At 70.0% G+C, this 13,244-nt stretch carries 15 protein-coding genes; 7 read left to right on the top strand and 8 right to left on the bottom strand.

Annotated features, from left to right (window positions below; genetic code table 11):
* Positions 1–126: 126 nt before the first annotated feature.
* Complete coding sequence (locus ACFY16_RS33985) at positions 127–786, bottom strand: response regulator (RefSeq protein ID WP_390651069.1); 660 nt, start codon at positions 784–786, stop codon at positions 127–129.
* Positions 787–933: 147 nt separating this feature from the next.
* The gene (locus ACFY16_RS33980) at positions 934–1,113 is read right to left on the bottom strand and encodes a response regulator transcription factor (RefSeq protein WP_390651068.1); all 180 of its coding nucleotides are present in this window, start codon (positions 1,111–1,113) and stop codon (positions 934–936) included.
* A 645-nt stretch (positions 1,114–1,758) separates the two neighbouring features.
* On the opposite strand from ACFY16_RS33980, the gene ACFY16_RS33975 reads away from it, so the two are divergent.
* The 3 genes from ACFY16_RS33975 (at position 1,759) to ACFY16_RS33965 (ending at position 3,237) form a co-directional block, all read left to right on the top strand.
* Positions 1,759–2,373 carry a hypothetical protein gene (locus tag ACFY16_RS33975; protein WP_390651067.1) on the top strand — a complete coding sequence of 205 codons (615 nt, stop codon included), beginning with the start codon at positions 1,759–1,761 and terminating at the stop codon, positions 2,371–2,373.
* Between the two features lie 103 nt (positions 2,374–2,476).
* Positions 2,477–2,881, top strand: a complete 405-nt coding sequence (locus tag ACFY16_RS33970; RefSeq protein WP_390651066.1) for an SsgA family sporulation/cell division regulator — start codon at positions 2,477–2,479, stop codon at positions 2,879–2,881.
* 47 nt (positions 2,882–2,928) lie between these two features.
* Positions 2,929–3,237 carry a WhiB family transcriptional regulator gene (locus ACFY16_RS33965; RefSeq protein ID WP_390651065.1) on the top strand — a complete coding sequence of 103 codons (309 nt, stop codon included), beginning with the start codon at positions 2,929–2,931 and terminating at the stop codon, positions 3,235–3,237.
* A gap of 312 nt (positions 3,238–3,549) precedes the next feature.
* On the opposite strand, the gene ACFY16_RS33960 is transcribed toward ACFY16_RS33965, so the two are convergent.
* Entirely contained in the window at positions 3,550–4,521 is a 972-nt protein-coding gene (locus ACFY16_RS33960; protein ID WP_390651064.1) for a GlxA family transcriptional regulator, read from the bottom strand.
* A gap of 89 nt (positions 4,522–4,610) precedes the next feature.
* Here ACFY16_RS33960 and ACFY16_RS33955 point away from each other — a divergent pair, with 89 nt between their 5' ends.
* Positions 4,611–5,429: a dienelactone hydrolase family protein gene (locus tag ACFY16_RS33955; protein WP_390651063.1), complete on the top strand. Its 819-nt coding sequence runs from the start codon at positions 4,611–4,613 to the stop codon at positions 5,427–5,429.
* 131 nt (positions 5,430–5,560) lie between these two features.
* Here ACFY16_RS33955 and ACFY16_RS33950 read toward each other — a convergent pair whose 3' ends face one another.
* On the bottom strand, positions 5,561–5,686 hold the full coding sequence (locus ACFY16_RS33950) for an SDR family NAD(P)-dependent oxidoreductase (RefSeq protein ID WP_390651062.1): 126 nt from the start codon (positions 5,684–5,686) through the stop codon (positions 5,561–5,563).
* A 111-nt stretch (positions 5,687–5,797) separates the two neighbouring features.
* Complete coding sequence (locus tag ACFY16_RS33945) at positions 5,798–5,992, bottom strand: hypothetical protein (protein ID WP_390651061.1); 195 nt, start codon at positions 5,990–5,992, stop codon at positions 5,798–5,800.
* 221 nt (positions 5,993–6,213) lie between these two features.
* On the opposite strand from ACFY16_RS33945, the gene ACFY16_RS33940 reads away from it, so the two are divergent.
* Positions 6,214–6,531 (top strand): hypothetical protein, encoded by a 318-nt coding sequence (locus tag ACFY16_RS33940; RefSeq protein ID WP_390651060.1) that lies wholly within the window; start codon positions 6,214–6,216, stop codon positions 6,529–6,531.
* A gap of 139 nt (positions 6,532–6,670) precedes the next feature.
* On the opposite strand, the gene ACFY16_RS33935 is transcribed toward ACFY16_RS33940, so the two are convergent.
* Positions 6,671–8,086 carry a CHASE3 domain-containing protein gene (locus ACFY16_RS33935; protein ID WP_390651059.1) on the bottom strand — a complete coding sequence of 472 codons (1,416 nt, stop codon included), beginning with the start codon at positions 8,084–8,086 and terminating at the stop codon, positions 6,671–6,673.
* Between the two features lie 310 nt (positions 8,087–8,396).
* Positions 8,397–8,591: a hypothetical protein gene (locus ACFY16_RS33930; RefSeq protein WP_390651058.1), complete on the bottom strand. Its 195-nt coding sequence runs from the start codon at positions 8,589–8,591 to the stop codon at positions 8,397–8,399.
* Positions 8,592–8,838: 247 nt separating this feature from the next.
* Between ACFY16_RS33930 and ACFY16_RS33925 the strand changes: the two genes are divergently transcribed.
* A complete protein-coding gene (locus ACFY16_RS33925; protein WP_390651057.1) occupies positions 8,839–10,764 on the top strand; it encodes an N-acetylmuramoyl-L-alanine amidase in 1,926 nt (641 codons plus the stop codon).
* A gap of 301 nt (positions 10,765–11,065) precedes the next feature.
* On the opposite strand, the gene ACFY16_RS33920 is transcribed toward ACFY16_RS33925, so the two are convergent.
* Positions 11,066–11,902 carry an alpha/beta fold hydrolase gene (locus ACFY16_RS33920; RefSeq protein ID WP_390651056.1) on the bottom strand — a complete coding sequence of 279 codons (837 nt, stop codon included), beginning with the start codon at positions 11,900–11,902 and terminating at the stop codon, positions 11,066–11,068.
* A gap of 482 nt (positions 11,903–12,384) precedes the next feature.
* Here ACFY16_RS33920 and ACFY16_RS33915 point away from each other — a divergent pair, with 482 nt between their 5' ends.
* Positions 12,385–13,185, top strand: a complete 801-nt coding sequence (locus ACFY16_RS33915; RefSeq protein ID WP_390651055.1) for an SDR family NAD(P)-dependent oxidoreductase — start codon at positions 12,385–12,387, stop codon at positions 13,183–13,185.
* Positions 13,186–13,244 lie beyond the last annotated feature (59 nt).

Genomic DNA, 13,244 nt, shown 5'->3' with positions numbered 1-13,244 from the left:
CCGTCCGCTGCCTGCCCCTACCCCGTCGCGGTCATGCCCCGCACACGAAGAAGCCCCTGCTCATCGAACAGGGACTCCATTTGCCACAACGCACTGAGACAGCGCGCTACTGCCTGAGACAGTGCGCTACTGCCCGAGGTAACGCAGCACCGCCAGCACCCGCCGGTGCTGTCCCGTGGCCGTCTGGCTGAGTCCCAGCTTCAGGAAGATGCCGGTCACATGCCGTTCCACGGCGGCGACGCTCACGAAGAGCTTCTCGGAGATACCTGTGTTGGAGTGGCCCTCGGCCATCAGCGACAGCACCTCCCGCTCCTTCGGCGTCAGCGCCGCCAGCGGGTCCTCCGGACGCTTGCGCCCCAGCAGCGCCGCTATCACGTCCGGATCGAGGGCCGAGTCACGGGCCACGACCCGCTCGACGGCGTCGATGAGGAGCTGCGGACTGGCCACCTTCTCCTTCAGGAGATAGCCGACCCCGCTCGGATCGTCCCCGACCAGGTCGAGCGCGTAGGAGGCGTCCAGGTACTGGGAGAGGACGATGACAGCCGTTTCCGGCCGCGTCGCACGGATCTTCTGCCCGGCACGCAGTCCGTCGGCCTCCAGGCCCGGCGGCATCCGGATGTCGGTGATCACCACGTCGGGGCGGTGTGCCTCGGCGGCGTCGACAAGATCGACCGCGTTGTCGACGGCCGCGACCACGTCGATGCCGGCCTTGCGCAGGATGCTCGCGATTCCTTCGCGCACGATCGGCTGGTCTTCGCCGAGCACCGCCCGCAGTGGTTGGGTCATGGCGGCATCCTAACGTGACCGCACACGTATACATGACAAGACGTGTGATCTGGCGCGCTCCTCGCATTCGGCGCTTTCGCGAGACCGGCGCGGGGCCATGCCGGTGCCCGGCCGCCGAGGGAGGCGACCGGGGCGAGGTTTCCGGCCTCAGGCAGGGGCGCCCGTCGAGTCGACCTCGTGCGCGTACCGGCAGGCCAACTGGACTCGGGAGCGGACGCCCAGTTTCTCGAAGGCGTGCCGTAGGTGGGTGTACACGGTGTGCGGGGAGAGGAACAGCCGTTGCGCCGCCCCACGGTTGGTGGCGCCGTGCGCGATCAGCCGCACCACACCGAACTCCGCCCTGGTCCGCCCGCGCCACTCGGCCTGCGCCGGGGCGGCGGAACCCGCAAGGGAGTCAGCGGCGGTATTCCGTCCCGGGCCATCCCGCACCCGGTCAGCACCCCCGCCGCCGCCAAGGCCGCCTCGTCGCCGGCGAAGGCCGGCAGGCGGGACTTCCCGGCGTCGGCGGGACCCTCGACCCACAGGACTCCGCCCTCGTGACACAGCATGTGTCCTCGCCGCATCCGATGGCTGTCAAGGACACCTGAGACGTCGAGGGGGGCACACCTCAGGGGCACTGTGGGGACAACCCCACATCTGCATGAGCCGCGGGTCTGGTCCGGCCGCGACGGCCCGGCCGGGGCGAGGAGATCGTCGCACGTCGCACGACCCTTGCCGGCCAAGGAGTGGGGTGGACCCTACAGCCGCGTGGGGGATCCCCCAGGAAGGCCGAGGGAGCACACGACAGACCCGGATGCGCCCCGCTCACAGACTTGGCGCTTGGATCCGGGGATTCCTCCCGGCCCACTGCGAGCCCCCGCCTCCGAACACCTTCGGGTCGTACGAGGCGCGGGAACCGACATGTTCCATCAACAGGATCGAGGACGTGCCGCGGTGCATCCCACACATGTGGCTGACGAACGGGAACAGGGCATGGCACAGCTGGAAGCCCCTCGGGACGAGATCCGACACCCCGTGCGCCGCTCCGGCGTCCGGACGGTCGCCGGGCCGGGCGGTGCCCTCAGCCGCGTGACGATGCTGGCCGGCTCACTGGTGTCGGCCGTCGTGGGATGCGTGTTGATCGTCGTGCCCGTCCGGTCGGTGGCCGGGGCCGGAATGGTCTTCGGGGTGCACATGGCCGTCCAGGGAGTGCTCCAGCTGCTGGCGGTGCACGAGTCCGGGGCGTCGGCGACGGTCCGCCGGTTGCTGTCCGCCGGAGGACTCGCCGCTCTCCTGCTGGGCGCGGCCCTCTTCCACGGCTGGGCCGACACGGTGTTCCTGCTCGGCGTGTGGACCGGCTGCGGCTGGCTGCTGCGGGGGCTCACCATGGCCATCTCCGTCACCTCGCCCTCGGTGAGCCATGTCTTCGTCTACGACGACCTGTTGAACGCGGTGATCGTCTCGGCCGGTCTGTTCATGACGGCCTTTCCCTTCGCGTCCCTGGGGCAGCTGGCCGACGTCGGCGGCTCCGTACTCGCGGCCACCGCGGTGGTGGAGGCGATCGCCGCCGCACGCCGCCATCCCCGGACTCTCCGGGCCATCGACTGACGCGATCCCGCCGCGGGGGCCGATGGCTCCGCGGCGGGATCGCCGGAGCACGACAACCCACGTCTTGACGCCGGTCGACCGGCCGAGCCCCTAGGAGGCCACCATGAAGAAGTGCCACCTCTCGCTCCAGATCACGCACTGGGTGATCTCGGACCTCGCTCTGACGTTGAAGTGCGAGCTGTCGTACAACAGTGCCGACCCGCTCGCCGTCACCATGGTCCTCGACACCGATCGTGAGCGGCCGGTGCGCTGGGTCTTCTCCCGTGAGCTGCTGGCCGAGGGACTGACCGCCCGCGTGGGTGAGGGCGACGTGGTGCTCTGGCCCGTCCACGACCGCGACGGCGACCTCACTTCGTTCTGCGTCCGCGTGGGAAGCGTCCGCACAGCGCTGTTCGAGATCGACGCCGAGCCGGTCGTGAACTGGCTGGCCAGGACCTACGAGATGGTTCCGCGCGGGTCCGAACTGAACGGCGTGGACTGGGACGAACTGGTCCAGCTGGCCGAGTGAAGAAGCGAAGAGGCGAAGAAGCGAAGAGCAGGAGAGGGAGGAACACCATGCGAAACGCACCACGACCCCTTCTGAGCGACTGGCAGTGGCAACAGCGCGCCGCCTGCCGCGGAATGAACAGCGCCACCTTCTTCTCACCGCCCGGTGAGCGCGGCCGGGCCCGCCGCGAACGGGAGGAGGGCGCCCGGCGCATCTGCGGCCGCTGCGAGGTCGCCGACATCTGCGCGGCCACGGCCCTGGCCCACGGGGAGGCTTACGGCGTCTGGGGCGGGCTGTCGGACGACGAACGCCGGCGACGCGGCACGGCCACCGCCCGCGTGGGCGGACGGCAGGACATGCCGGCATGTCGAGAGTGACCGGCAACTCCGGGGCAGGGGCGTCCTCTTCGATGGCGGTGCGGTCGGGCAGGAGGTCGGCGACGGCTGTGCGGATCGCGCCGCGGCTGACGCCATGTTCGCAGGCAAGGGCGACGATCGAGCGGCCCTCCAGGTAGGCGGCGCGGACGGTGTCGGTCTTCGCGGCCGGGACGGTCGGGCGGCGCCCGCCCTTGCTGCCCCTGGCCTCGGCGGCCCGCAGCCCGTCGTAGGTCAGCTCGCGCTGGAGGTCGCGCTCGGGTTCGCCGGCGGCGGCGAACCCGCGCGCACCCCGCCGCGCGGGCTCTTCGCTTGTCAGCCCGTCCGGCGACGGAAGGTGGTGCGGTAGTCGCGCGGGCGTCGTCCGGTGTGCCGGGCGAAGAGGGCTGCGAAGGTGCCGGGGTCCCGGTAGCCGACCGTGGCGGCGATGGCGGCGACGGTGCCGTCCGTGGTCTCCAGGAGATGGCGGGCGCGGCGGACGCGGGAGGTCTGCAGGTACTCCAGCGGGCTCTGTCCGGTCTCGTGCGCGAAGCGGCGCAGCAGCGTCCGGGTGCTGACGTTGAAGGTCTCCGACAGCGCGGCGAGGTCGTATCGGGCGGCGAGGTTCTGGTCGAGCCACCGCATGACCCTGCGGGAGAACTCGTTTCCCGGCTGCGGGAGAAGCCCGGCGTCGACGTAGGGGGCCTGGGACGATCGTGCGTCGTCGACGAGCGCCACCCGCGCGGTCCTCCGCGCCACGCCGGTGCCGCTGTGGCGGCGGATCAGCTCCAGCGCGAAGTCGTACATGGCGCTGAAGGCGGCGGTCGTCGTCACTCCCCTGTCGGTGACGACGATCTGTTCGGGCCGGACGTCGGCGTCCGGGCAGCGCCGTGCCAGTTCGTCCGCGAAGAGCCACGCCGTCGTCGCCCGCCGTCGCTCGAGCAGGCCCGCCTCGGCCAGCAGGAACGCCCCGACGCAGATCGCGACGACGGCCTCGCCCGCGGCGGCGTGGGAGCGGATCGCCGCGATCTCGGGGGCCAGCGACGCCAGTTTCACGTCCACATCAAGGCCGGGCGCGAGTTCGAAGCCGGGCACGACCAGGACATCGACGTCGCGCAGCGGAGAAACGGCCAGTACAGCGCCACCGGATGCGGTGACGCGGCGACGGGGCGAGACGACCGACACCTCGTAGCCGTCGCGGTCCGGGCCGGCGATGTGCGCGGCCATCGTCAGGAGATCGGGGATGCCGAACACCTCGGACGCGAAGCACCCCGGATAGGCCAGCACTCCGACGCGCAACGCGCTCATATCCGCCTCCTCGTCCGTGGCGAGATTACCTTTGTAAATGGCGATCCGGCCTGTCCCGGTGCAAGGGAGTGGCAGTCCAGGCTTGTCCCATGAACGCAGCCAATGGGCGTCTTGACGACGCGATCACGGACTTCTCCCGCCGGCGGGTGGACGTTGACGGGGTGGTGAAGACGGTGTACGTCTCGGGGGCCGGACCTGGTGTCGTACTGATGCCGGAGATGCCCGGCATCAGCCCGGACGTCCTCCGGCTGGCGCGGTGGGTGCGGGACGCGGGGTTCACCGTGTACGTCCCCTCGCTGTTCGGCCTCGACGGGGCCTATCCCACGGCCGAGGACGGGGAGAAGGTCGTCCGCCGCGCGTGCGTCAGCGCCGAGTTCCGTGCGTTCGCCGGGGGCGGCACCAGCCCCGTCACCGCGTGGCTGCGCGGCCTCGCGCGGCAGGCGCACGGCGAGTGCGGCGGTCCGGGAGTCGGCGCGATCGGTCTGTGCTTCACCGGCAACTTCGCCCTGACCATGACGCTTGAGCCGTCCGTCATCGCGCCGGTGGTCAACCACCCGTCGCTGCCCCTGGACGACCCCGCGGGGCTTGAGCTCAGCGACGAGGACGCCCGCGCCGTCCAGGATCGCGTCGAGCGCGACGGGCTCACGGTCCTTGCCTACCGGTTCGACAACGACCGCTGGTGCACCGGCCAGCGCTTCGCCGCCTACCGGGCGCTGCTCGGCGACGCCTTCGACGGCCGCGTCCTACCGGGCGGCGCCGCCAACACCGACCCGCCCCCGTTCTTTCGTGACGTCGTCGGAACCCCCCACAGCGTCACCACCGCCCACCTGGTCGACAAGGACGGCCACCCCACCCTGAAGGCAAGGGACGAGATCCTCGACCACCTGACCGCCCGCCTGCACCCCTGACTCGCCGCACGCTTGATCAGGCGGCGGTCTGGAGGAGGCGGTCCTTGGTGCCCTAGGCGATGGTGACCGGGACGTCCGCGCACGAGCCGGAAGCAGGTGGTGCGGCCGGCACGGAGGAAGCTACTCAGCGGTCACCAGTGGCGGGTGCCACCGGCCACGACCTGTGCCCCCTCGGACAGCAGGCGCAGCACGGTGGCCGCCCCTATTCCGGATCCGCCGCCAGTCACGATGAAGGTCTTGTCCTTCAGCCCTTCCACTTGTCTTCTCCTTGGGTGATACGGGCCGCGTGGCGCCGTTCGGTTCGGTCAGTTGCCTTGTGTGTGTGAGCGGTTCGGCCCGGCGGAGTGGTGCGCCGGTAAGACCTGGCGTCATCGGTTGCGTGCGCTGTTCAGCGGGACCGCCTGGGTGTCGTGGCAGTCGAGCCGCGCCTCGGCGACCTTGCCGTCGCGCACGATCAACTCCTCGGCCACGACCACGTTCTCGCCGGTGGTGAGGTCGGGGAAGCGGAGCAGCCCGATGGCGGTGTCGCCGTCGACCACGATCCGCTCGATCGTCATCTTCATGACGCCCAGGTGCTCAGGTCGCCCGACAACAGCGCGTCGTACAGGGCCTGGACGAGCGTGCTGGGTGGGCGCTCGCGGGGGTGGCGCGTTCCCGGGCTCGCGCAGCGTGGTGCTGCGCGAGCCCGGATCCGGGCCTGCCGGTTCCGGTGGCCTCAGGCCACCGGGGCCAAGTCCGCGGCGTTGCGACGGGCCAGGTCGTGGGCCTCGGCCAGGGAGGTCTCGTGGAGCGGGACCAGGTGCTTGAGCGGCTCCATGACCGGCGCGTACGTCAGCTCGGGAGTGATGGTGCGGACGTCGAGGCCCAGCGCGTCGCCGAGGATGGTCTGAAGGGCGGGGACGACGAAGTCCTTGCCGTGCTGCGGGCTGCCGGGGCCATAGCCGCCGCCGCGGGCGGATACGAGGACGGCCGGGCGGCCGGAGGCAGGGTTGGCGCCGAGCTGGTCTTATCCGAACCCGACCACGTCGCCGGGGCCGACATCGCCACACGAGGGGCCACGGCGTGGGTATTCGTCAACATGCCCGACCCGGCCCCCGCCTGAGCGGGGACCGGTAGATGTGACCCGTGACCGCCCTGCCGTAGGGGGCAGTCGGGAGCATGAACAAAGCCGTATCGAACCGAGTTGACAGGCTCGATCGTTCAGGGCCGAGTAGTTGGCCGAGGTGTGTCGTACGAGGAGGTCAGGCCGTCTCCGCCGGTTCGGCCGGGATCGGGATCTGGATCTGGATGGTGGTGCCCACGCCGGGCGGGGAGTCGATGGCCAGCTTGCCGTCGAAGGCCGCCACCCGGTCCGCCAGCCCGGTCATCCCGCTGCCGGTGGTGGCCTTGCCGATACCACCGATGCCGTCGTCGGCGACCTTGATCCGCAGCATGTCCCCGAATTCGAGGGAGACGTCGATCCGGGACGCCTGCGCGTGCTTGACCGCGTTCGTCACGGCCTCGGCCACGACGAAGTACGCGTTCGACTCGACGGTGGAGGAGATCCGCCTCTCGTCCCTGCTCTCGACGACCGTCGGCACCGGGCACCGGGCCGCCAGGTCCTTCACCGCCGCCACCAGGCCCTTGACCGTCAGCACGAGCGGGTAGATCCCCGACGCGAGTTCCCGCAGCTCGTTGATCGCCGTCTGCGCGTTCTCGGCGGACTGGTCCAGCAGATCGATCGCGGCCGACTCCGTATCGGGTATCAGTTCCCGCGCCAACCGAAGCCCGATCATCAGGCTCACCAGGCGCTGTTGCGCCCCGTCGTGCAGGTCCCGGGCGGTACGCCGGTGCACGGCCTCGGTGCTTTCCACGATGCGACGGCGGGTGTCCTGCAGCGATGCCGCCATGGTGTTGAAGGAGGTGCCCAGCGCCCCGATCTCCGCCACCCTGCTGGGCGCGACCCGCACACTCAAGTCACCGCCCGCGAGCTCCTGCGCCGCGGCCGCCGCCCCGCGCACCGGCCGTACCACCGCACGGTGCTGGAGCACCATGAAGACGGCCACGAGCGCGGTCGACGCCGCGAGCCCCACCGCCGCGGCCAGCACCGCCTGGTGGCTGTTGGTCCCCGCGGCGTCCGTACGCTCCGCGAGCTGTGCACGCTCGTCCACCATGTACGCGTGGAACTGGGCCCGCAGGGCGTCGACACGCTGCTTGCCCTCGGTGGTCACCTTCAGGCCGGACGCGGCGGGATCGTCGCGCCGCACCATCGCGACCAGTGGCACCGAGTAGTCGTTCAGGAAGGACTCGACGCCCCGCGCGATCTCTTCGGCGGTGCGGCGCTGTTGCGTCGACGTGGCGCTGTCGGTGAACCGCCGCGACTCCGCGGGCAAGGCTTTGCGCGCCGCCTGCCACGGCTCAAGGAACTCCTCCCGTTCCGTGATGACGAAACCGCGCTGACCGGTCTCCAGATCGAGGAGCAACTGCTCCATGCTGCCCGCTTCGACCAGGGCTGTCCGGGAGGCCCGCCTGGCTGATGTGGAACTGTTCGCGTCGGAGATCGCCCACAGCAGGACGGTGAAGGCGACACCTATCAGCAAGGCGAGCAGGCCGCTCGCCGCGATCGTGAGGCTCGTCAGCCCCAGTCGCCGACCTCTGTGCTCCTGTCGTGCCCGCATGCTCCGCCTGCCGATGGTAAGGAACGAGACAGGTAAGAGTGTGCAATGTATCCGCGGGCGAGCAGAAGAGTTGCCGGAAAAATGCGGGCCTGCGCACATCCCGCCGTCGAAGTTTCTCCCCTCCGCCGTCAGCCGACGGCACACCCGGACCGGCGGTCCGACGATCCACGCGGACGGCCCAGATCGCAGTTGTGCAGCGACGCGAGCAGAGCGCGGGCCTCAGGCACCGGCGTCCTCGCTTTCGCGCTTCCGACCGGCACCACCACGACGACGGCTCTGGTGGAGCTCCCGTCGCGGGGCATCTGCACGATCACGCCACACCGCGACCCAGACCCCTGCGCGGGGGCGCTGCCGAGCCGCCGATTTCCGCCTGGGCGGTGGTGGCACCGATCGCGCCGGCGATCAGCGCGACGTTGGTGCTGAGCAGGGCGAGGCGCGCACGGTTGTCCGACTGTGAGATTTCGGACGGAGGTGGGGTCGTGGCGAGGCCCAACGCCCCCAGCACGCCGACAGGTTGAGTGGTGGAAACATTTTCGTGAAGGTCACATGCGTTTTGGACGCCATCTGTCCACGCGCGTGTTCCAGGGGGATATGTTTGTCCTCGTTGCCGCTGCCCTCATCTTCCAGCGGTGACGCCGAGCGGACTCGTACAGTCGTCGGCGCATCAAGCTGCCACCGCTTTCGACCCAGTCGATGGGCCATGAGGCGTACGGCTCGGCAGACGTTTTCCTTCAGCTCTTAAGGATCACCAATTGCACAAGCGAAAGAGGGCTGTCCGCGTACGCGTCGCGATCGCGGTGGGTGTGCTGGCCGCGGGCGGCCTGGCCACCATGCCGATCGTGGCGTTGGCCGACACCTCGAACGACACCACCGCCTCCCGGCAGCAGGCGATCCAGTCCGCCGCTGCCGAATACCACATTCCGTCGAGCGTCCTGCTCGCCCTCTCCTACCAGGAGTCGGGCTGGAACTCGCACGGTGCGCAGGTCAGCACCGATGGCGGCTACGGGGTCATGCACCTCACGGACGTGACTCCCGCCATGCTGGCGGGTGGTGACGCGGGCGCCGCGGGGCGTGCCGACCTCGCGTCCCTCGCCGACGACCCCGCCCTGCACACCCTCCAGGCGGCGGCGAAGCTGACCGGGCTGTCCGCGGAGGAACTGCGGAAGGACGAAACCGCCAACATCCGCGGCGGTGCGGCCCTGCTCGCCTCGTACGAGAAGGAGTTGGTCGGTGACACGCCCGCCGACGCCTCCCAGTGGTACGGGGCCGTGGCCCGCTACAGCCAGTCGAAGCAGAAGCAGGGGGCGGTGAGTTTCGCCGACCGCGTCTTCGACAAGATCCGCAGCGGCGAAGCCACCGTGACGCAGGACGGCCAGAAGGTCCGTCTGGCCGCCACTCCCTCGGTCGACCCCGCGAAGACACAGGTCGCCGAGCTGCATCTGAAGGCGGCGGCCACCGCCGACACCGAGTGCCCGCCCGCCGTGCGCTGCACGTTCGTCGCCGGCTCGCCCGCCGGCGGTCAGGTGTCCAACCGGCCCGCCAACGGCATCAGGATCGACGCCATCGTCATCCACGACCTGGAGACCACCTACGACGCCGGTGTCGCGGGCCTGGCCGTCCCCACGAATCCCGCCTCGACGCACTACGTGATGTCCTCCGACGGTGCCGTCACCCAGATGGTGCCGACGAAGAACATCGCCTTCCACGCGGGTAATTACTCCACCAACCTGCACTCGATCGGCATCGAGCACGAGGGCTACGCCGTGGACGGCGCGGCCTGGTACACCGAGGCGCAGTACGAGGCCACGGCCTCTCTGGTGCAGTACCTGGCCGCGCGGTTCGACATCCCGTTGGACCGGCAGCACATCGTCGGTCATGACAACGTTGCCGGTCCGAAGTCGTCCCTGGTCTCCGGCATGCACTGGGACCCGGGCTACGCCTGGGACTGGAACCACTTCATGAAGCTGCTGGGCGCGCCGGCCAACGGCCTCCCCGGCGTTCCGCGGGCCGGCGAGGTCGTGACGATCAACCCGCCCTTCGCCGAGAACCAGCAGACGATGCAGGTGTGCCCCTCGGACGACCCGACCGGGCAGACGACCGCGTGCACGGACGAGCAGCACGAGACGAACTTCGTCTACCTGCGCACCGCTCCGAGCGAGACGGCACCGCTCTTCGGCGACCAGGCGATCCACGGAACCGCCGCCGGTACCGACCGGACCAGCGACTGGGGCAGCACGGCGCAGACCGGGCAGCAGTTCGTCGTCGCGGACGCGCAGGGCGACTGGACCGCGATCTGGTACAGCGGCGCCAAGGTGTGGTTCTTCAACCCCGACGGCAAGAACACGAAGATCAGCTACGGGGTCAAGGTCATCCAGCCCGCGGGCACCGCCGCGGTGTCGGTCTACGGGTCGAGCTACCCGGACGCGGCGGAGTACCCGACGGGTCTGGGCGCCTCCACGCAGGCTCCGTTGAGCATGTACTCCGTCCCTGCGGGGCAGGCGTACGTCGCCACCGCGGAGCCCGCCGCCACCGACGACTTCTTCTCGTCCAGCGGAGCGGTCGTCATCGGCAGCAAGAAGATGTACACCATCCAGTACAACCACCGTGTCGCGCTGGTCTACGCGGCCGACGTCACCGCGACCACGGCGACCAAGCACCTGGAGGACGGCGGGAACTGACCGCCGTTCAGTCGTGATGGGCCGGGCTGACCGGACGAAGACCTCCGGTGTCGTGCAACCTTCGGGGAACACGCCACCTGGAGGTCTTCGTGTCCGGCCGGGCCGGTGTGTCCGCCTCGGCCGTCCGCCACGTCCGGGAGGACCAAGGCCTCGGCCTTGGCCCGCATCTCCGCGGCGCGCGCCATCCTGAGGGCGCTCAGCAGGTGGGCGGCCCCGCCGGGTCCGGCCGGCCCTGGATCCTTGGACGTCTTCCGGTTCCAGCTGGGCGGACGCCAGGTGATCCAGCACTCCGGGGATGCCGTTACTTGGCGAGGAACTCCAGCAGCGCCTTGTTCACCTCGTCCGCGTGGGTCCACAGCAGCCCGTGCGGGGCGCCCTCGATCTCCACGTAGTCGGCGGAGGGAAGCGCCTGGTGGAAGAGGCGGGCCGTCGACTCGACCGGCAGGATCCGGTCGCCGGTGCCGTGCAGGATGAGCGTCGGGACGTCGATCTTGGGGATGTCCTCGCGGAAGTCCGTGCCCCAGGTCAGCGGAGCGGCGGCGGCCGCGTGGGCCCCGCCGCCCGCGGCGACGTTCCAGCTGTTGCGCACGGCCTCCTCGCTGATACGTGTGCCCAGGTTCTCGTCCAGGTTGTAGAAGTCCCGGTAGAAGGCCGTGTAGTAGGCGTACCGGTCGGCCTTCACCGCGTCGGAGACACCCTGGAAGAACTCGGCGGGCGCCGCGCCGGCCGGGTTGTCCTCGCTCTTGAGCAGGCACGGCTCCAGCGAGCCGAGGAAGGCCACCTTGGCGATGCGCTCGGATCCGTAGGTGCCCAGGAAGCGGGCCGCCTCGCCGGTGCCCATGGAGAAGCCGACGAGGACGGCGTCGCGCACGTCGAGCTTGTCCAGCACCGTGTTCAGGTCGGCGGCGAACGTGTCGTAGTCGTAGCCGGTGGTGGGCTGGCTGGACTGGCCGAAGCCGCGCCGGTCGTAGGTGATGACGCGGTAGCCGGCCGCCAGCAGAGCCGCCGACTGTTTCTCCCACGAGTGCCCGTCGAGCGGGAAGCCGTGGATGAGGACGACCGGCTGCCCGCTCCCGTGGTCCTCGTAGTACAGCTCGATGTCGGTGGTGTTCTCCTGGCCCACGGTGATGAACGGCATGCTGATCCCTTTCGGACATGGCGGAACTGGGGTTGCGGAAGCACCAGGCCGTCGTCAGCAGTGCGCGTCGGTTCGGCGCGGGTCACGAGGCAGCGGTGAGGGCACTGCCTGCGCGCTCGGCTTCGCGAGTACAGCCTCATGGCAGCGGCCGGACCCGGGTAACCGTCCAATGACTCAATCTCGTGGTCTCAGTACCGCATCGGCCGGAGGAAGTTCGGGCCCGGCGTGGGGCGGCCGAGCCGACTGACGTCGCGATACGGCGTCAGTCACATGACTGCATTGCGCAGGCGCCCGTGTCCGCGGGGGCCTGCCCGGCACGCGTTTGCCGGGAAGCCCGTGACGAAGAACGCCAGGACGAGTCGTGGCGCCCGGGGCGATCGTGACCGACCCGCTCGGGCAAGAAGTCTACGGGCGTATACTTAGTGGAGACACACCCTTCCCGGTCGTCATGGCGCGGGAAACCCAAGAGAGGGAAATGGGACATGAACCTGAATCTGACCGGTAAGCGCGCGCTCGTCACGGGGTCGAGTCTCGGGCTCGGCGAGGCCATCGCGAAGCTGCTGGCGGCCGAGGGCGCCGCGATCGTGGTCCACGGTCGGGACAAGGAGCGTACGGAGAAGGTCGCGCGGGAGATCCGCGAGGCCGGTGGGAATGCCACTACGGTGCTGGGTGACCTGGCCGACGACGAGGCCGCCGCCGAGGTCGCCCGGGCGGCCACCGCGGACGGCCCCGTCGACATCCTCGTCAACAACGCCGGCTTCTACCGGCATCTGTCGTGGGCGGAAGCGACTCCCGACGAGTGGTGTGACACCTACAACGTCAACGTGGTCTCGGGTGTGCGGATGATCCAGCACCTGGTCCCGGCGATGCGTGAGCGAGGCTGGGGCCGGGTGATCACGATCGGCGGCGGTCTCGCCTCCCAGCCGATGAACACGCACCCGCAGTACAACGCCACCCTTGCGGCCCGGCACAACCTCGCCGTGTCGCTGGCCCGCGACCTGAAGGGCACCGGCGTCACCTCGAACGTGGTCTCGCCCGGAGCCATCCTCGTCGAGGCCACCAAGGAACTCGTCACCGAGATCGGCCCCGCCCGCGGATGGGGTGACACCTGGGAGGAGATCCAGCCCAACGCCGTCAACGCCCTCATCCCCAACGACCAGGAGCGTTTCGGCGAGCCGGACGAGATCGCGGCAGCGGTGGCGTACCTGTGCAGCGACTACGCCCAGTACGTCAGCGGCGCCACCATCCGCGTCGACGGCGGACTCATCCGCTCCGCCTTCTGAACGCGACACGGACAGACGGCCACGGCCAGTACGGGTACCGAACGGCAACGTGCGGCAAC

This window comes from Streptomyces sp. NPDC001315 (assembly GCF_042896175.1).
Classification (GTDB): Bacteria; Actinomycetota; Actinomycetes; order Streptomycetales; family Streptomycetaceae; genus Streptomyces.
Note: the sequence above shows the minus strand (reverse complement) of the source record. Positions and strands in the feature narration are given on the sequence as shown.